This is a genomic window from Acinetobacter sp. Leaf130 (assembly GCF_001423205.1).
GTDB lineage: Bacteria > Pseudomonadota > Gammaproteobacteria > Pseudomonadales > Moraxellaceae > Acinetobacter > Acinetobacter calcoaceticus.
Genome location: NZ_LMOE01000001.1, coordinates 630,239 through 649,443 on the forward strand (window position 1 = coordinate 630,239; position 19,205 = coordinate 649,443).

The 19,205-nt window shown below is 39.2% G+C and carries 19 protein-coding genes; 15 read left to right on the top strand and 4 right to left on the bottom strand.

The genetic code is table 11. The features are described from left to right. The first annotated feature begins 34 nt into the window (after positions 1 to 34). Positions 35 to 1,183 (top strand): winged helix-turn-helix domain-containing protein, encoded by a 1,149-nt coding sequence (locus ASF86_RS02590; RefSeq protein WP_056479162.1) that lies wholly within the window; start codon positions 35 to 37, stop codon positions 1,181 to 1,183. 89 nt (positions 1,184 to 1,272) lie between these two features. On the opposite strand, the gene ASF86_RS02595 is transcribed toward ASF86_RS02590, so the two are convergent. After that, positions 1,273 to 1,728 carry a GNAT family N-acetyltransferase gene (locus ASF86_RS02595; protein WP_056479165.1) on the bottom strand — a complete coding sequence of 152 codons (456 nt, stop codon included), beginning with the start codon at positions 1,726 to 1,728 and terminating at the stop codon, positions 1,273 to 1,275. A gap of 111 nt (positions 1,729 to 1,839) precedes the next feature. On the opposite strand from ASF86_RS02595, the gene ASF86_RS02600 reads away from it, so the two are divergent. Beyond that, positions 1,840 to 3,318, top strand: a complete 1,479-nt coding sequence (locus tag ASF86_RS02600) for a PLP-dependent aminotransferase family protein (protein ID WP_056479168.1) — start codon at positions 1,840 to 1,842, stop codon at positions 3,316 to 3,318. Positions 3,319 to 3,595: 277 nt separating this feature from the next. On the opposite strand, the gene ASF86_RS02605 is transcribed toward ASF86_RS02600, so the two are convergent. Then, on the bottom strand, positions 3,596 to 4,255 hold the full coding sequence (locus ASF86_RS02605; protein ID WP_003651086.1) for an epoxyqueuosine reductase QueH: 660 nt from the start codon (positions 4,253 to 4,255) through the stop codon (positions 3,596 to 3,598). Positions 4,256 to 4,706: 451 nt separating this feature from the next. Between ASF86_RS02605 and ASF86_RS02610 the strand changes: the two genes are divergently transcribed. The 3 genes from ASF86_RS02610 to ASF86_RS02620 all read left to right on the top strand — a co-directional run bounded on the left by ASF86_RS02610 (position 4,707) and on the right by ASF86_RS02620 (position 6,254). Next, entirely contained in the window at positions 4,707 to 5,000 is a 294-nt protein-coding gene (locus tag ASF86_RS02610) for a hypothetical protein (protein WP_005041621.1), read from the top strand. Between the two features lie 193 nt (positions 5,001 to 5,193). Next, entirely contained in the window at positions 5,194 to 5,661 is a 468-nt protein-coding gene (soxR, locus tag ASF86_RS02615; RefSeq protein ID WP_080592416.1) for a redox-sensitive transcriptional activator SoxR, read from the top strand. Between the two features lie 158 nt (positions 5,662 to 5,819). Beyond that, positions 5,820 to 6,254: an I78 family peptidase inhibitor gene (locus tag ASF86_RS02620; RefSeq protein ID WP_056481710.1), complete on the top strand. Its 435-nt coding sequence runs from the start codon at positions 5,820 to 5,822 to the stop codon at positions 6,252 to 6,254. A gap of 72 nt (positions 6,255 to 6,326) precedes the next feature. Here ASF86_RS02620 and ASF86_RS02625 read toward each other — a convergent pair whose 3' ends face one another. Continuing rightward, complete coding sequence (locus ASF86_RS02625; RefSeq protein ID WP_056479170.1) at positions 6,327 to 6,950, bottom strand: hypothetical protein; 624 nt, start codon at positions 6,948 to 6,950, stop codon at positions 6,327 to 6,329. 467 nt (positions 6,951 to 7,417) lie between these two features. Here ASF86_RS02625 and ASF86_RS02630 point away from each other — a divergent pair, with 467 nt between their 5' ends. After that, positions 7,418 to 8,797 carry an L-serine ammonia-lyase gene (locus tag ASF86_RS02630; RefSeq protein WP_056479173.1) on the top strand — a complete coding sequence of 460 codons (1,380 nt, stop codon included), beginning with the start codon at positions 7,418 to 7,420 and terminating at the stop codon, positions 8,795 to 8,797. A gap of 43 nt (positions 8,798 to 8,840) precedes the next feature. Here the strand turns inward: ASF86_RS02630 and paaZ are convergent, their stop codons facing one another. Continuing rightward, on the bottom strand, positions 8,841 to 10,943 hold the full coding sequence (gene paaZ / locus ASF86_RS02635; protein ID WP_056479176.1) for a phenylacetic acid degradation bifunctional protein PaaZ: 2,103 nt from the start codon (positions 10,941 to 10,943) through the stop codon (positions 8,841 to 8,843). Between the two features lie 264 nt (positions 10,944 to 11,207). Here paaZ and paaA point away from each other — a divergent pair, with 264 nt between their 5' ends. The 9 genes from paaA to pcaF are packed head-to-tail and all read left to right on the top strand — an operon-like array spanning position 11,208 to position 19,174. Beyond that, positions 11,208 to 12,146, top strand: a complete 939-nt coding sequence (gene paaA, locus ASF86_RS02640; RefSeq protein ID WP_005041608.1) for a 1,2-phenylacetyl-CoA epoxidase subunit PaaA — start codon at positions 11,208 to 11,210, stop codon at positions 12,144 to 12,146. Between the two features lie 32 nt (positions 12,147 to 12,178). After that, the gene (gene paaB, locus ASF86_RS02645) at positions 12,179 to 12,469 is read left to right on the top strand and encodes a 1,2-phenylacetyl-CoA epoxidase subunit PaaB (RefSeq protein ID WP_000389648.1); all 291 of its coding nucleotides are present in this window, start codon (positions 12,179 to 12,181) and stop codon (positions 12,467 to 12,469) included. A gap of 11 nt (positions 12,470 to 12,480) precedes the next feature. Next, positions 12,481 to 13,236 carry a 1,2-phenylacetyl-CoA epoxidase subunit PaaC gene (paaC, locus tag ASF86_RS02650; RefSeq protein ID WP_056479179.1) on the top strand — a complete coding sequence of 252 codons (756 nt, stop codon included), beginning with the start codon at positions 12,481 to 12,483 and terminating at the stop codon, positions 13,234 to 13,236. A gap of 16 nt (positions 13,237 to 13,252) precedes the next feature. Next, positions 13,253 to 13,753 (top strand): 1,2-phenylacetyl-CoA epoxidase subunit PaaD, encoded by a 501-nt coding sequence (gene paaD / locus ASF86_RS02655; protein WP_005041603.1) that lies wholly within the window; start codon positions 13,253 to 13,255, stop codon positions 13,751 to 13,753. Positions 13,754 to 13,776: 23 nt separating this feature from the next. After that, on the top strand, positions 13,777 to 14,838 hold the full coding sequence (gene paaE / locus ASF86_RS02660) for a 1,2-phenylacetyl-CoA epoxidase subunit PaaE (protein WP_045125219.1): 1,062 nt from the start codon (positions 13,777 to 13,779) through the stop codon (positions 14,836 to 14,838). Positions 14,839 to 14,847: 9 nt separating this feature from the next. Continuing rightward, positions 14,848 to 15,621, top strand: a complete 774-nt coding sequence (locus tag ASF86_RS02665; RefSeq protein ID WP_056479182.1) for an enoyl-CoA hydratase-related protein — start codon at positions 14,848 to 14,850, stop codon at positions 15,619 to 15,621. Continuing rightward, complete coding sequence (gene paaG / locus ASF86_RS02670; protein WP_000386298.1) at positions 15,621 to 16,412, top strand: 2-(1,2-epoxy-1,2-dihydrophenyl)acetyl-CoA isomerase PaaG; 792 nt, start codon at positions 15,621 to 15,623, stop codon at positions 16,410 to 16,412. The genes ASF86_RS02665 and paaG overlap by 1 nt, the downstream gene beginning before the upstream one ends. Positions 16,413 to 16,414: 2 nt before the next feature. Continuing rightward, a complete protein-coding gene (locus tag ASF86_RS02675) occupies positions 16,415 to 17,953 on the top strand; it encodes a 3-hydroxyacyl-CoA dehydrogenase (RefSeq protein ID WP_056479185.1) in 1,539 nt (512 codons plus the stop codon). Between the two features lie 12 nt (positions 17,954 to 17,965). Beyond that, a complete protein-coding gene (pcaF, locus tag ASF86_RS02680; protein WP_005303787.1) occupies positions 17,966 to 19,174 on the top strand; it encodes a 3-oxoadipyl-CoA thiolase in 1,209 nt (402 codons plus the stop codon). Positions 19,175 to 19,205 lie beyond the last annotated feature (31 nt).

Sequence of the window (19,205 nt, forward strand, 5' to 3'; positions counted from 1 at the left end):
TGCTTCTAAATGAATACAACAATATTTGATTTCTATGACTTCTTCTTTAAAACAGCTCACTTTATTTAATCAAGGCTTAGGAAAAACCAGCCGATTTGCAAAAGGCATGGACGGCACTTTACAGGCTATTGAGCATTTGGGATATGTACAGATTGATACCATATCGGTTGTTGAACGTGCTCACCACCATATATTGTGGAGTCGAGTGCCTGATTATGATTTAAGTCATTTAAATAATTTGGTTCGAGAGCGTCAGATTTTTGAATACTGGTATCACGCGGCGTCTTATCTTCCTATGAAAGACTACCGTTATGCACTGCCTGCCATGATGTCGGTCAGGAAAGGGGAAAGTCGTTATTTCAATAGAGGTGATCAACATCTCATGAATGAAATCTTAGCCCGCGTTCGTGCAGAAGGTAGAATTCGACTACGAGATATTGATAAGAATAATAAAAAGAGTTTGGGAAATTGGTGGAATACAGGTCCAGGTCGCCGTGCTTTTGAGCAGTTATATATGCAGGGTGACCTGATGATCTGTGAGCGTAACGGAATAGAAAAAGTCTATGATTTGACCGAACGTTGCTTACCTGAAAATATTGATTTAAGTATGCCTACGCTTCATGAATATGCGCAGTATTTATTTAATACAACGCTTCGAGCACATGGTGCATTTACATGGAAGCAATTGGTTCATTTAAAGGGAAAAGATTTAAAAGAAGCTATGCGTGTCGTGCTGAAGGAGCAGATTGATGCAGGTGTAGTGTCAGCGATTAAACTTGACGATGGGCAAACTCTATATGTCGATGTAGCTGCAATAGAACAAAACGTGAATACTGATTTTGGATTAAAAATACTTTCGCCTTTTGATAACTCGCTGATTCATCGTGACCGCTTAACATCTTTATTTGAATTTGATTATCGGATTGAATGCTATGTGCCAGCGGCCAAACGGGTATTTGGTTATTTTTGCTTACCTATTCTTTATCAAGATGAGCTAGTGGGTCGCATAGAATGCAAAGCACATCGGACAGTAAAAGAGTTAGAAGTCATTAGTATACATCTCGAAAAAACAATCAAAGATAAAGAGCTTTTCTTTTTTGAATTAGAGCAAGAGATCAAACGATTTGCAGAATTTAATCAATGCACCATCATTAATGACAAAGTCATAAAGCTCATTCGCTAAGGTGTAAGCAGGGAATTATGTGGCCTTAAATAAAATATATTTAAGATAAAACACCAAAAGAATTAAAGCTTTTGGTGTCTGCAATTGGTTTACATTAAAGGCATACGATATTCAATTATTCCTGGTTTTTGTGCAATCCAGTCATAGAGTTTTTGAGCCGTGTGATTGGTTTCTTGAGTGTGCCAATATAAACGGTCACAGTTATGCTCGATTGCTTGCCTCTGTACATATTCGATGAGTTGCTTACCAATGTGTTGCCCACGGACTTCAGGTGAAACAAAAAGGTCTTCTAAATAACAATAATTATTCTCTGCCCATGTTGAACGATGAATAACATAATGCACAATTCCCAAAACTTGCTCGCCTTGTTTAGCAACAGCACAATAAACGGGTTCATGTTCATCGAAAAAGCGCTCCCAAGTCACTTTAGTAACATGAATGGGTAAATTTACCTGATAGAAATTTTGATAAGCAAGCCAATATTTTTCCCATTGTAAATAGTCCTGCTGCTGAACAGGGATGATCTGAATATCTTGATTTTGCATAATAATTACACTCTGTTTTAAAGTTCTAGAAAGTTGAAAACAAGAGTGTAGTTTTGATAGTGGTATTTTTATAAGATACACTTTTGATATTTTCTACAGTACCAGTTTGTTATGGCAACTTCGATTTCTGCATCTTTTCCACATTTGATTTTGCCAAAGGGCCAGATTAAAGATGGACTATATTCTGCTTTGCGTGATGCTATTTTAGATGGAAGACTTAGTGCTGGAACAAAATTACCCTCAAGTCGTGCTTTAGCAGAGATGATGTCGATTTCACGAAACTCTGTGTTAGCTGCGCTTGAGCGGTTACTCGATGAAGGATACTTATTTACCAAACCAAGTTCGGGTACCTATGTTGCTGAGGTTGTGCCAGATCAGTTAATACATATCCAAGAAAATTCAAAAAAAACTACGCTAACCAATCACCATTCCTTAAATATTAATCCGAGTTTTGAAGGTTTATTAACTTCATGGCGAGAACAGTCATGGTCAAGTCAAAAGAAAAAAATGTTTCATGTGGGAGTGGGCTGTATTGATTTATTTCCTCATCAGCTTTGGGGAAAGTTATTAAGTCAAGCTTGGCGGCAATCTTATTATCAACTGGGCCAATTTCACGACCCGCGTGGCTATTTACCTCTACGTCAGGCAATCTGTAAGTATGTCCGTTCCACCCGAGGCCTGAACTGCAATGAACAGCAAATCATTATTGTAAATGGGACGCAGCAGGCAATTCATTTAGCTGGCTACGCTTTACTTCAAGCAAATGATGAGGTGTGCCTAGATGAACCAGGCTACGACGCAGCTTTTAATATTTTTCAAAGTTTTGGTGCTCAGGTAAATTTGATCGAGAGTGATGAGGAGGGAATGCGAATCTCTGACATTACAGATCATTATTCAAAAAGCAAACTTGTTTATACCGCACCTTCACATCAGTTTCCTGTAGGTGGAACTTTAAGTTTAGCTCGCCGTTTTGCGTTACTCGATTGGGCATCTCAACAAGGGAAGTGGATTTTTGAAGATGATTATAATAGTGAGTTTCGCTATGGCACACATCCTATTCAAGCTTTACAGGGTTTAGATCAGCAGCAAAGAGTTATTTACTCTGGTACTTTTACCAAAATGATGTTTCCTGAGTTTCGGTTAGGATTCATGGTTGTGCCCGAAGCATTGATCGAAACCTTTAGTGCAGCCAAACACTATACTGACGTGCGAAGTTCTTATTTAGAGCAGGTGGCTTTGTCTCTATTTATACAAAAAGGCCACTATGCTCGGCACGTGCGTAAAGTTAGAAAAGCATGCCATGAGCGTCAACAAGCATTGATTAAAGCTATTGATGAGCATCTTTCAGATGTGCTCGACGTTCAACCAACCGATTCAGGTATCCATGCAGTGTGCTGGTTAAAAGGTGCGTGGACAGAGCAAGAATTTATTGATCAGTGCTCAGCTCTAAACTTAGCTGTTCAACCGTTATCAAGATATTGTCAGACACCAAACAAGAAGGCCGCTGTACTTATTGGCTATGCGGCCCACACGCCTAATGAAATTATTGAAAACATTCAAAAAATTGCACTATATTTAAAAGCTAAATAATAGCCTAAGTTATGTTATTTACATAAATTTAATCATTATTCAAATACTTAAATACGAATTTTTATGGTGATCAATTGGTTATATGAAACTAGAAATGTTATTAAAATTTTTAAAAATTAATTTTAATTAATATTATTTTAAGCTAGCACAATTAATCTAACTACATCAAAGCTTATTTAGTACACCTTTTGGCCACATTCTCCAGATGTGGCTCTTTTTTTATAAAAAATAAATGTAGCTAAGAACAAATTAATTAAGTTTTTAAGAGAAGTAAAAATTAATCTTCTTCCATAGCATTACTGTAAAACTTAACGCCTAGTTTAATACGATCACGCCCATTACCCATACGCCAGCGGTTAGTATCTCGTAAAGAATATACACAGCCACAATATTCTTGCTGATAAAATTCTTCTCGTTTACTAATTTCAATCATACGGCTTGAGCCACCATTTTTACGCCAGTTATAGTCCCAGTACTGAATTTCAGGATAGTGAGCAGCAGCGCGAATTCCGCAGTCATTGATTTGCGCCATATTTTTCCAACGAGAAATTCCTAGAGAACTACTGATGAGACTAAAGCCGTGTTCATGTGCGTAAAGGGCAGTTCTTTCAAATCTCATATCAAAACACATGGTACAACGAATGCCGCGTTCAGGTTCATCTTCCATCCCTTTTGCTCGGGCAAACCAATTGTCAGTATCATAGTCTGCATCGATAAATGGAATATTATGCTTTTCTGCAAAACGAATATTTTCTTCTTTACGGATGAGATATTCTTTTACTGGATGAATATTAGGATTATAAAAAAATATTGAAAATTTAATTTCTGAGTCGATTAATGCTTCCATAACTTCTCCTGAACAAGGAGCGCAACAAGAGTGAAGTAATAATTGATCGTGTCCAGAAGGGAGTTCTAATTTTAAACGTTGAGTTGACATAATAAAAAAATTAAATTGTAATGCTATTAATTATATATTTATTTTTTATATAATGTGAAATGAATTATTTTCAATTTTACTGTGAAATTAATTTAATATTTTAAAAAAATCTATTGTTATATTTTAGGTTGAGTTGAATTTTGATAGTTAAATAAATGTGGTTTTTATATTAAGGTAAGATTTGTGGTTATATTTAAAGCTATTGGTAAATATACTATATATTTAAATAAATTATGGATGAATTTTATATATTTAAAAATAATAAATATTAGGTTTCTGTTTGTAAGTATTTGATGTAATTAGATATAGTTTGAATTTTTTTACTGTGATGTAGGTCACAAATAAAACTTATTTTTTCAATTAAAATATTTCTTTACATTTATATCTCTAATAAATTTATACTATAAAATTCAGTGTGTTTTTTTAATTTAAGCGTGTGATAATTTTAGATATGGAAGATTGGCAATGTAAGTATTGTAATGGTTACATTATGGTTAATCATTCAAAGATCGGTGTAGGAGAAAAAGTTTACTTTTTGGTATATAAATTTGACGCAAAGAATGAAAGGAAAAAATTATATAAAAAGGGAGTTGTGGTTGCCCGTTACGATAATATATTGCACATTGAGTCACGTAAAAAAACTTATAAGATCGAGCAGATAAAAGTCTATCCATTAGGCGCCCCCATGCCTTTTGTTTACAACATGTTTTGGATTTGTGGATGTCCGTGTACTCTACAAAACTAATTTCTTACATTTAAATGACAGTAAGTTATTTTATAGATTGAATTTATAATCACATCCATTTTTGTCATCAACTTTTATAGATAAGACCTATACCTTGGGGAGAGTGGTTCATAGCGTATAAGAAAATCTCTGTTATTTATTTGACAAAATAAAAGCGCTCTCTTATAAACCTCAAGTAAAGTTAAGGTCAATTATGATGAGTGAAAATAAAAAAGCTGACTCTAGTCGAGTTTTGACTGTGGGTGAAGTTGCAAAAAGGAGTGGAGTTCCTGTTTCGACCCTACATTTTTATGAAGCGAAAGGGCTTATAAAAAGTATAAGAACAAATGGTAATCAACGTCGGTATCCCTTAATTATTTTAAGATATATTGCGATTATTAAAGTCGCTCAAAGGGTAGGTATTCCTTTAAATGAAATTAAAGAAGCTTTAAGTCAATATCCTGTGGGCAGTAAATTAACAGCTAAGCAATGGAAAGATCTCTCAAGTCATTGGCGAGAAAATCTGGATGATCGAATTCAAAAATTAACTCGCTTAAGAGATGAAATGGACTGGTGCATTGGCTGCGGCTGTTTATCATTAGAGCAATGCCCATTAAGAAACCCCGAAGATATTTTAGGGCTAGAAGGATCGGGGCCAAGAATTTTAGAAAGACCTGAATAGAATATTTCAAAAATAGCTTTTAATTGGGAATATCTTAATTTCCAATAAATTAAATTTATTTTTCTAGAACATTCAAGTGAGTTTTTTATTGTAAAGAAGTGACATGAAATATGAAATTTTTTGATATCTTTAGTTTTTTTAGTAAGAAGCAAAAAATTATGAAAAAAACTCTCTTTCTTGGCTTGGCACTTGTTTCATTAACGGCTTGCTCGTCTGTACAACATAAAGATTCGACTCCACCAAAAATTGGTTCACCAAATCCAGCTAGTCAATATTGTGTTGAACAAGGTGGAAAATTAGAAATTAGAAATGAAGCAACTGGTCAGGTGGGCTATTGTCATTTACCAAATAGCCAAGTCGTAGAAGAATGGAAATTATTCCGTGACAATCAAGCCAACTGTGTAGCAGAAGAAGCTCAAAAATTAGTGGGACAATCTGGCCTTACTGATGATCAAATTAAACAAAAGACTCAATCAGAAATTGTGCGTAAAGTTGCTCCAGGTCAACCAATGACCATGGATTATCGTACAAACCGAGTTACAGTCACCATTGACCCAGCTTCTAAAAAAATTACGAACGCAACTTGTGGCTAACTTTTAATTAAAAGCTAATAGACCGAATTTTGAAATAAAAAAGCCTGCTGAAATGCGGGCTTTTTTGCGACTTTAATTTTTAGAGGAATGAATTACGGGATATTCTTTTTGTTGAGGCAGTTGTTGTAAAGCCTTGTTAATATTGATTAGAAAAATATCAACTTTATCTTGGCTTGAATTGTTGGTGTTGTACGAAGCTCTTTCTTGATAGTTAATTCCGCATCCAATAATTTTCATATTTGCAGGATTAAAACTCCAGTCATTTTTATTTTTGATCGAGATATCTAAATCACTATCACACTCTTTCCAGAGTTTTAAAAATTGATTGGAATATACAGCAGGAACTTCTTGGGCTCGGTAGGCGGTAAACCCCTGCATTTCGGAATTAGCAAATTGAAGTAGATGATTGGTGGGCATTCCTCCCCAAAGAATAGCAGTATCTTTTGGTAGTTTTATCGAGGTTATATTTTCTTCTTTAAGTGGAGCAGTTTGTTCATTTTTCTGTTTTGACTTTTGAGATTTATAAACCAGTTTTGTTCCAACTGGAACAGTTACACCTTTGACCTGAGTTATTTGAGTTGTATAGAAATAAGGCGAATCATCACGGTTACAACCTGTTGGGTTATAACAGCCAATACATCCACTCAAGAGTAGAAATGGAAAACTTAAAATACTCAATTTTAATATGTGATTCATTTTTCTTCTCTTTCATTATTTCTATAAATTTAATATATCAGGCTTTATATCAATAATAAAAAAAGCCTCTAGCGGACTAGAGGCTGAAAAACATCAGATGCAAGAACAGGTGAATTATGCATCTGAGTTAAGTAGGTTGTATCAAACCATGTAAAACACTTTACCAGCAAAAATGAATAAAAATAGAGAGGTGCGACTAATGGCTAATATTTGTGGTTTTTTATTTATACAAATTGGCGTACTTATTTAAAGACTATTTCTAGAACCTCTATTAGAGGCGATAAAAGCTCCACAATTTATATTTTTGATTAAACCGATTGATGTTGATTGTTCAACCGTTGTCTTTTTGCGCTGCTAGCCAATAGTTATTCGTGATTTGTACTCGGCTTAATGATAATTTTAGAGTTATCCGAAAGGACACAATAACGACGAACAAACGAATAATAATGAATTGAAGGTAGGACCCCGTGTTTATAAGTGTATTTGATCTTTTTAAAATTGGTGTAGGCCCATCTAGCTCCCATACCGTTGGGCCAATGCGAGCAGCTTGTAGTTTTGTGGATGATTTAGTTAAGCAAAATGATCTCCAAACGACGTTTCGAGTTCAGATTAAGTTATATGGTTCGCTTGCAGCAACTGGTGTTGGTCATGCGACAGATAAAGCTATTCTTTTAGGATTAATGGGTTTTGATCCTGAACATATCGATACTCAAGTAAGTACAAGTTTGATTGAAGATGTTCTTGAAAATAAAGCCATCCAGCTCGATCAGCAAAAGAGTATTTCTTTTGACTATAAGCATGATTTGCTTTTTTTAGATGAATCTTTGCCTCATCACCCAAATGCAATGGAACTGATTGCTTATAACGAGGCGAAAGAAATTTTATATGCTGAAACGTATTACTCGATTGGTGGCGGTTTTATTGTTAGCCAAAGGCAATTAACACAAACCCAGTCTGAGACTGGTGAAATTAAGGTTCCATATCCATTTCATAGTGCGGCTGAACTTTTAAGCTTATGTAAAACTCATCATTTATCAATAAGTCAGTTAATGCTTGAAAATGAAAAAAGCTGGCGTAGTGAAAGTGAGATTCGCGCCAAGATTATGCAAATCTGGAAGGTGATGCAGCAGTGTATTCATAATGGATTAATTAACGAAGGAATATTACCAGGCGGATTAAACGTAAAACGTCGGGCTAAAAAAATTCACGATAAGTTATTAAATAAGAAAAACTCAAACCTGATTGTAACGACTTTTCATGCCATGGAATGGGTCAATTTATTTGCATTAGCAGTAAATGAAGAAAATGCTGCTGGTGGTCGAGTAGTGACAGCTCCCACAAATGGTGCGGCAGGAATTATTCCTGCAGTTTTATATTATTACGTGACTTTTTCTAAAGACTTTTCAGAAGACAAAGTTGTTCGCTTTTTTCTAAGTGCAGCAGCAGTCGGTATTTTATGTAAGCTCAATGCGTCTATTTCTGGTGCAGAAGTGGGATGTCAGGGCGAAGTTGGCTCGGCGTGTGCGATGGCTTCGGCTGGTTTAGCCGAGATTTTAGGTGCTTCACCTGAACAAGTGGAACATGCGGCTGAAATCGGGCTTGAACATAACTTGGGTTTAACGTGTGACCCGATTGGTGGCTTAGTTCAGGTTCCTTGCATTGAGCGAAATGCAATTGCTGCTGTAAAAGCAATTAATGCAGCACAAATGGCACTTCATGATGAAGGGGAGCATTTTGTGACGCTCGATAAAGTCATTCAGACCATGAAAGAAACAGGCAGAGATATGTCTGAGAAATATAAAGAAACTTCAAAAGGTGGCCTCGCTGTTAATGCAATTGAGTGCTAAAAAAATGAGATGGGGACGAGGTGACCCCATCCCACTTTAAGCATTAAGCCTCGCGAGCAACTAAAGTTAAAATGTCGTAGGTTGCGACAAGTTCACCACGTTGATTTTTGACTTTAATATCCCACACCACAACGCCATGGGCAGGCTGAGATGGGTCTTTTTGTGGCTTAGGCGTTTTTTGTTTGCAGGTCAATTCAACCTGAATAGAGTCACCAATTTTAACTGGTTCAACAAAGCGTAAGTTGTCCATACCGTAATTGGCAATAACTGGACCTTGCGCTGCATCTACAAACAAACCTGCTGCGGCAGAAATAATAAAGTAGCCGTGCGCAACGCGTTCACCAAAGAAAGACTCGGCAGCTGCAATTTTGTCGGTATGTGCATAGAAGTAATCACCACTTAAACCAGCAAAATTGACAATATCTGCTTCACTTACGGTGCGACGCGCCGTTAATAAACGTTCACCAATGACCAACTCATCAAAAGACTTTTTAAATGGATGTACACGGTCTTCGTTGACTTTCGAGCCAGCAGTCCATGAGTGAGTAATTTGTGTCAGGCTATTTGGAGAACCTTGAATTGCTGTGCGCTGCATATAGTGTTTAACGGCACGAATACCACCTAACTCTTCACCGCCACCTGCACGACCAGGGCCGCCGTGTACGAGATGAGGAAGTGGAGAACCATGTCCTGTACTTTCTTTAGCTGACTCTGCATCGAGTACATGCACACGACCATGCCAAGGCGCAATTTTTTGAATAATCTGTTCGATATTCTCATCGTTATTTTTAACGACTGAAGCCACTAAGCTACCTTCACCACGTGAAACGAGGTCGGCCAATTCTTCAATGTTTTGATATGGCATGAGTGTACATACGGGACCGAAAGCTTCTGTCGTATGAACACGTGTCGCTTGCAAAGGTTGTTCGCATAACAATAAAGTTGGAGCGAAAAAAGCACCTTTTTCAGGATGATCTGCATTAAATCTAAAGGAATCATTGTCACCAAAAACAATTTTTGCGTCTTTGCTGAGTTCAGCAACTTTTTCTGCAACGTCATGTTTTTGTTTAATGCTAGCTAAAGCGCCCATGGTGGTTTCTTCTTTTTGCGGGTCACCCACCACAACTTTAGCAAGTTTGGCAATTAGCTTTTCTTGCACAGTCGCTAACAAATTTTCAGGAACGAATGCACGACGAATCGCAGTACATTTTTGGCCTGCTTTTGTGGTCATTTCGCGGAAGACTTCACGCACAAATAAATCGACAGTTTCTTCATTTGCCTCAGGGCTTAAAATCGCACTGTTTACCGAGTCGGCTTCCATGCTAAATGGAATCGAATATTTATTGAGGTGAGGGTGGTTACGTAGTTTTTGGCCTGTGTATGCAGAACCTGTAAATGTGACACAGTCTTGTGGACCTAACTGTTCTAACAGGTCATAAGTCTGACCGCAAATGAGTTGTAGTGAGCCTTTTGGTAAGACATGTGCTTCTTCAATGGCTTTTACAACAGCTTGAGTTAATTGAGAGCCATCGGTTGCAGGTTTAACAATACATGGCACACCCGCAAGTAGAGTCGGTGCAATTTTTTCAAGCATTCCCCAAATTGGGAAGTTAAAAGCATTGATATGAACTGCAACACCCGCTTTAGGACTTAAAATGTGTTTAGCGCCGAAAGTGCCATTTTTAGATAATTGAATCCAGCTGTCTTCGGTAATAATTTTTTCATCATTGAGTTCACGGCGAACCAGACTTGAATAAGCAAATAAGGTCTGGATACCACCTTCAATATCAATCCATGCATCTTTACGAGTTGCACCTGTTGCATACGCAAGTTTGTAGAACTCTTCCTTGCGCTCAAGTAAATATTGAGCAATTTGTTTTAAAGCATTTGCACGTTGGTGAAACGTCCAGTTTGCCAGTTCTGAACCATTTTGTTTGGCATATTGAACAACACGTTTCATATCAATGCCATGACTACTTACGGCATAAATCGCTTCACCTGTAATGGCATGGAAAACAGGACGCAGTTCTTCACTCGTCGAATGCCATGTTCCATAGACATAAGAAGCAAGGTGAGGTAGTTGATGCTCAGACTGCTGAAAATCTGTGTCAGTTGTGGTTCCTTCTAGGTGTGCTTGTTCAAGCATGACCAAACTCCTTTTTATGTGATACATCAATTATAAAAATTGCAAAAATATGATTCATAATTTCAGATTAATTTGTCTAAAAGTCAACTTTATTTTGATTTTTAAAAGTAAAAAAGTTTTTTGCAATTTATTAATATTTATTAATTTCAATAACTTAATTTGTTTTTTCTTGGTGGATTTAATTTGATACTAAAAAATAGGTTGACTTTGTTTTTTGTGTATCGAAAAATAGATTTAAGGGTGATACCTACAGGGAATGAAAGAATGGAAAACAACTACCAGAAATTTGAACAAAATATTGCCAATGACATTACGATCGAAGCTAAGGATGAAATGCCCGATGCCTATCGCAAAACATTGATTCGTCAAATTGGGCAACATGGCCATTCTGAAATTGTAGGTATGTTGCCTGAAGGGAACTGGATTACTCGTGCGCCAACTTTAAAACGTAAAGCGGTTTTGTTAGCGAAAGTACAAGATGAAGCTGGGCATGGTTTATATCTGTACAGCGCGGCAGAAACTTTAGGTGCTGACCGTGATGACATGATGGAAAAGTTGATTGATGGGAAAATGAAGTACTCATCAATCTTTAACTATCCAACTTTGACTTGGGCAGATGTCGCTGCGATTGGCTGGCTTGTCGATGGGGCAGCGATTGTAAATCAGGTTGCACTTTGCCGTACTTCATATGGACCATATGCACGTGCAATGGTACGTATTTGTAAAGAAGAAAGTTTCCACCAACGTCAAGGTTTTGAAGCGATGATGGCTTTGGCAAACGGTACACCAGAACAAAAACAAATGGCACAAGATGCAGTAAATCGTTACTGGTGGCCTGCACTCATGATGTTTGGCCCAAGTGATGAGCATTCTCCAAATAGCGCACAAAGTCTGGCGTGGAAAGTCAAACGCTTTGGTAATGATGAATTACGTCAAAAGTTTGTCGATAACACCGTACCGCAAGTGTTGCAGCTTGGCTTGGAAGTACCAGATCCAGATTTAAAGTTTAATGAAGAAACAGGCCACTATGAGTTTGGAGAGATCGACTGGCACGAATTTAATGAAGTGATTGCTGGACGTGGACCATGTAATCACGAGCGTATCGAAGCGCGCCGTAAAGCATGGGAAAACGGCAAATGGGTTCGTGATGCAGCAGTGGTCTACGCTAAAAAACAGCAGCTAGAAGCGAACAAAGTGGCTTAACAAGATTTATGGAAAAATTTGAGGAAATCAAAATGGAAGATAAAAACAACTGGTCACTCTACGAAGTATTTGTCCGTAGCAAACAAGGCTTAAGCCACCGTCATGTAGGCAGCTTAAGAGCACCAGATGATGAAATCGCACTGCAACATGCACGCGATGTTTATACACGCCGTAATGAAGGAATTAGCATTTGGGTGGTTCGTTCTGAACTGATTAAGTCATCACAGCCAGATGAAAAAGCTGAATTTTTCGATCCTTCTCTAGATAAGGTTTATCGTCATCCGACTTTTTACCATATTCCAGATGGCATTGAGCATATGTAAGGGGTTGGAAAATGAATCATTCAGTTTTATCTAAATTCTTATTACATATTGGCGATAGTCAACTGGTTTTGTCTCAGCGTTTGGCTGAATGGTGCGGACATGCACCTGAGCTTGAAGTTGATATTGCTTTAGCAAATATCGGTTTGGACTTATTAGGTCAGGCAAGAAACTTTCTGACATTGGCCGGCCAATATGATGAAGCTAAACGTGATGAAGATCAGCTTGCGTATTTCCGTACAGAACGTGAATTTTTAAACCTACTGTTATGCGAACAACCGAACGGTGATTTTGCACAAACGATTGTACGCCAGTGGTTGATGGACCATTACCATCTTCATTTATTTACTGCTTTAACCCAAAGCTCACTTCCTGAATTAAGTGCGCTTGCCGTCAAATCTTTAAAAGAAGTGAAGTATCACATCCGTTTTTCAACAAGCTGGATGGAGCGTCTAAGTTTAAGCACAGATGAAGCGCATCAACGTGTGCAAGATGGATTAAATAATTTATGGCGCTTTACCGCTGAGTTATTTGAACTCAATGCGGACGAGCAAGCATTAGTTGCACAAGGTGTGATTCCAGATTTTTCAAATGAAAAAGAACAATGGGACAAAACCATTGCGGATGAGCTTAAGCGTTTTGAATTAAATGTTGCTGTTAATGGCTCTTATCGCCGTGGTGCAAAACAAGGATTGCATACCGAGCATCTAGGTTATTTGTTGGCTGAAATGCAAAGTATTCAAAGAACTTATCCAGGAATGACCTGGTAAGACAAGGAGGTGAGCCATGCACATGATTCGTCATTGCATCGACCAATGTTGGGATGTTCTACAAACGGTAAGTGATCCTGAAATTCCGGTTTTATCTGTTGTGGATTTAGGCATGATTCGTGGCGTAGACATTAACGATCAACAAGAAATTGTAGTTCGTCTAACGCCAACATATAGCGGTTGCCCAGCAACAGATATGTTGAAAGCACAAATTGTTGAGGCATTTACCGCAGAAGCTTTGACACCGGTCAAAGTGATGGTCGATTTGTCAGAAGCATGGACCACGGACTGGATGTCTGAGGCGGGTAAAAAGAAACTGCAAGTCTATGGCATTGCACCACCTGAAGGGTTAGCACATCAGTGCGGTACGCATGTTCATTTGATTGATGGCGTAGAGTGTCCACGTTGTAAAAGCCGACACACCCGACTGTTAACAGAGTTTAGTTCTACCGCCTGTAAAGCACTTTATAAATGTCAGGACTGTCTTGAGCCTTTTGATTACTTCAAATGTATTTAAGTCTTTAGATAAGGAAATCAGCCATGAGCCAATTTGTACCATTAAAAGTAAAAAGTATTACGCCTCAAACCGATCAGGCAATTTGTATTGCATTTGACGTTGTACCTGAACAACAAGAACAATTTCAATTTCAACCAGGGCAACACTTAACCATTCGCCATTTAACTGAAGCGGGTGAAATCCGCCGTTGTTATTCAATTTGTAGCTATGCAGCAAAAGAAGACATCAGTATTGCGGTTAAAAAAATTGATCAGGGTCAATTTTCACATTGGGCAAATGACCATTTAAAAGTAGGTGATGTGCTTGAAGTGATGCCACCACAAGGTGTGTTTTTTCAAAAAGCAGCAAAGGCAGGTGGTCAAAACTATTTAGGCGTTGCTGCGGGCAGTGGTATTACCCCAATTTTGTCGATTGTTAAGCAAGTTTTATTTGAACAACCTGAAGCTAAATTTACGTTGCTCTATGGCAATCGTTCGTGGAAACAAACCATGTTTGCCGAGCAAATTATGGATTTGAAAGATCAGTTCAAAGAGCGTTTTCAACTCATCAATATTTTTTCTCGTGAGTTCAACGACAGTGAACTAATGAATGGTCGTATTGATGCAGAAAAGCTAAAACAGCTTTTTGATTTTGATGTGCTTGAAACGAGTTTTGACCATGTTTTTGCCTGTGGTCCAGACGAAATGATGAATGCTGTAGAAAGCACTTTGCCAAATTATGGGATTGCAGCAGAGAAAATTCACACTGAACGTTTCCATACAGGGCAGGCTCGTAAACGTAGCGCTGAAGCTGATGCAAACCGTAAAGAAGAAAAAGTAAACATCATTTTAGATGGTCGTGAACTGATTGTTTCTGTGGCTCAAGATGATGAAAGTATTCTTGATGCGGCTTTACGTGCTGGTGCTGATTTACCGTATGCCTGTAAAGGTGGGGTGTGTGCGACCTGTCGTTGTAAAGTTGTTTCTGGTGAAGTCGATATGTTTCTTAACTACAGCCTTGAAAAAGATGAAGTCGAAAGGGGCTATGTGCTCAGTTGCCAGACCTTGCCAAAAGGCTCGAATGTTCGTTTGAGTTTTGATGAATAGAGGCCTTTCATGCAAGAGTTGATCAAAGCCAGCACAGTAGCTGACGGTGTTTTGTTATTAACACTAAACCGTCCAGAAAAAAGAAATGCTTTAAACAATGCGACATTGCAATGTTTATGCGAATTACTCGAAGAAGCTGAACATAATGCTCAAGTTAAAGCGGTAGTTTTAACGGGTAACGCTCAATGTTTTGCGGCTGGGGCAGATCTTACAGAGTTGGCTGCTATGGACTCTGTCGCTTTGCAACTCGATATTCGCCCAAAGCTTTGGCAAAAAATTGATGCGTTTAGTAAGCCGCTCATTACCGCAGTAAATGGTTATGCCTTAGGTGCTGGGTTTGAGTTGGTTTTGCATTCAGATATGGTGATTTGCGGTGAAAATGCCCGTTTTGCTTTACCTGAAATCGGCCTTGGTATGTTACCGGGTGCAGGTGGAACACAGCGTTTAGCGCGCTTGGTTGGGCAACAACTCACAATGCGCTGGGCAATGACAGGTGAGATGATTTCGGCAAAACAAGCAGAGCAACATGGTATTTGCAGCCAAGTGATACCGACTGAATTAACCGTTGAATATGCCATTCAACTTGCAACCAAGATTGCGAAACAAGCGCCTTTAGCGATTCGCGTGATTAAACAATCAATTAAAAATATTCATGAAACGACTTTAAGTCAGGGACTCAAGTTTGAACGACAAAACTTTGTCTGGCTGGCAGCTACAAAAGATCGAAACGAAGGGATTAATGCTTTCTTTGAGAAAAGAAAGCCAGTGTTTAGAGGTGAGTGATGGACTATCAAAATATTATTGCTGAAGAAAAAAATGGTGTTGGCTACCTGACATTTAACCGCCCAAAAGCACTGAATAGCTTTAACGTCGATATGCACCGTGAAGTGGCTGAGGTTTTAAACCAGTGGACTAAAAATCCAGATGTTCGTTGTGTTGTGATTAGTGGCGAAGGCCGTGGCTTTTGTGCAGGGCAAGACTTAGGCGATCGTGTAGTTGACCCAAATGCTGAAGCTCCAGATTTAGGATATTCCATTGAAACTTACTATAACCCGCTCATTAAAACGATTGTAAATATGCCAAAGCCTGTCATTTGCGCCGTAAATGGTGTGGCAGCAGGCGCAGGGGCAAATATTGCGCTGGCATGTGACTTGGTCATTGCAGCAAAATCGGCAAACTTTGTGCAAGCATTTTGCCGCTTAGGTTTGGTTCCCGACTCTGCGGGCACATGGTTTTTACCACGTGCTGTAGGCCATGCTCGCGCTATGGGTTTGACGTTGTTAGGTGACAAGCTCCCAGCAGAAACCGCAAAAGAATGGGGCATGATTTGGGATGTGGTTGAAGACGCCGAGCTTAAAACAAAAGTCACTGAACTCGCAGAGCGTTTAGCGAAACAGCCTACTTTTGGTCTATCTCTTATTAAAAAAGCCATTCATCAATCAAGCAACAACACCTTTGATGAGCAAGTGCTATTAGAGCGTGACTTACAACGCATTGCTGGTCGTTCAGAAGATTATCGTGAAGGTGTTCAAGCCTTTATGAATAAACGTGAACCAAATTTTAAAGGGCGCTAAGCATGACAGATTTAGACTTATCTCGTGCCCGAATTGCCGTCATTGGTTCTGGAACCATGGGCATCGGCATTGCCCAGTTAGCCATCGTCAATGGGCACTCGACCATTTTGTATGATCTAGATGCTCAAAAAGCGCAACAAGCCGTTCACGGCTTAGGGCAGACATTTAAAAAGCTGGTTGAAAAGAGCAAGCTCACACAACAGCAAGCTGATGAAGCCTTAGCGCGTTTAACTGTGGTCAATCAAGTTGAAGCACTGCGTGATGCTGACTTAGTTATTGAAGCTGTCGTTGAGAAAAAAGAAGTTAAACAGTCTTTATTTAAACAACTTGTTGAAATTTGTAGTGCGCAAACCATTTTTGCAAGCAATACATCTTCAATTTCAGTGACTGCAATTTCGGCGGGCATTGTTCACCCTGAGCGCGTAGTGGGTTTACACTTTTTTAACCCTGCGCCAGTCATGAAACTGGTTGAAATTGTACAAGGCTTAAAAACACCAAACAGCTTATGTTTGGCTTTAAAAAACTTGATGCTCGGCTGGAAAAAAATTCCAGTACTCACCAAGTCGACCCCCGGTTTTATTGTCAACCGAATTGCACGTCCGTTTTATGCTGAAGGCTTTAGAGCACTGCAAGAACAAGTCACCAGCTACGACCAGCTAGACTATGCCTTAAAGCAATGCGGCGGTTTTGCGATGGGGCCGTGTGAACTTACCGACCTCATTGGTCAAGACGTTAACTTTTCGGTGACGCAAAGCGTTTATCAGGAGTTTTTTTACGAGCCACGCTACCGTCCAAGCTTGATTCAAAAAGAATTGGTCGATGCGGGTGCTTGGGGCCGTAAGTCAAAACAGGGCTTTTATACTTATAACGAAAAAAATCAGTACGAGACATTTCAGCCTAAAGCTGTGGTTGCCAAACCAGTTGATGCACGTATTCAGCTAAAAGGTGTTTGGTCTCAGCTACCTGCTTTTTTAACGCGTTTAGGTTTAAAAAGCGGATCTGCAAGTGATGACAATATCCTTCAAATTGATGATATCGATTTACGCTTAAGCCAAGGTGAATCAGCCAATATTCATTACCTGAGCCATAAAGTAGTTTTGATGGATTGGCACCATGATTTTGAGCAGGCACAGGCTGTAGTACTCAGCCATAACGAGCTTTGTGACGCGAGTGATCTGGCAAAAGTTGAAGCTTACTTTGCACAGTTTGGCATGAGCGTTATGTGGATTAAAGACCATCCGGCGCTGTTAACCTTACGCACCATCGCTTTACTCATTAATGAAGCCTGCGAAGCAAGTTTACATGGTGTTGCGAGTCTGGAAGATATTGATAATGCCATGAAATATGGAGTGAATTATCCTAAGGGTCCTTACCAGTGGTTGACACAAATGGGCGGTGCTTATGTGCTCCAAACTTTAAATAATTTATATGCACTGTATGGAGAGGAAAAATATCGCGCGAGTATCTACCTCAAACAATATGTAGCAAAAACTCAAAACATTGCTACTCAATATTCACGCGATATGACCGAATTTGCATAATCAGGAGTCAACATGGAAGACGTTTTAATTTGCGATTTTATTCGTACCCCAATTGGACGATATGCAGGTGCCCTAAGTGCTGTACGTGCAGACGATTTAGCTGCATTGCCCATCAAATATTTAAAAGATAAACACCCGAACTTACCGTGGAATACTGTAGACGAAGTGTTTTTAGGATGTGCTAACCAAGCAGGTGAAGACAACCGTAACGTTGCACGTATGGCAACACTCTTGGCAGGACTCCCTGATACTGTACCAGCCATGACAGTCAATCGCTTGTGTGCATCGGGGTTAGATGCAGTAGGCCTTGCAGCACGTTCAATTAAAGCAGGTGAAGCACAGTTCGTGTTGGCAGGTGGTGTTGAGTCGATGAGCCGTGCGCCATTTGTACAAGCTAAACCAACCGAAGCGTTTAGCCGTACACCTGAAATTTACGACACCACCATTGGCTGGCGCTTTGTAAATAAGCAACTTAAAGCACAATACGGTACCGATAGCATGCCGGAAACAGCCGAAAATGTAGCTGAAAAATATCAGATTAGTCGTGAAGACCAAGATGCGTTTGCATTGCGTAGCCAACAAAAAACGGCCGCTGCACAACAAAACGGTTTTTTTAACGACGAGATTTTGCCTGTCGAGATTGTAGACCGTAAGAAAAACGTGAACGTTGTTAATCGAGACGAACATCCGCGTGAAACGACACTTGAAGCACTCGCAAAACTAAAAGCGCCTTTTAAGAAAGAAGGCGGTTCGGTGACTGCCGGAAATGCCTCTGGTGTAAATGACGGTGCAGCGTGTGTGTTAATTACCAATCGTGAATTTGCAGATACACATGGTTTAAAACCTTTAGCACGAGTAATTGGCATTGCAAGTGCAGGGGTTGAACCCAAATATATGGGTATAGGTCCTGTTCCGGCTGTGCAGAAAATTTTAAAGCAGACAGGTTTAACGCTAGATCAGATGGATGTGATTGAGCTGAATGAAGCATTCGCAGCCCAATCTTTGGCTTGTATGCGCGAACTCGGTCTAAAAGATGATGATGAGCGCGTTAATCCAAATGGTGGTGCGATTGCGTTAGGACATCCACTCGGTATGAGTGGTACACGTTTAGTCATTACTGCAACACGTGAGCTAAAAAAACGAGGTGGACGCTATGCACTTTGCACGATGTGTGTGGGTGTTGGACAAGGCGTCGCACTGATTTTGGAAAATTTAAATTAATTCAGACGGTTTTAAAAATTACATAATGAGG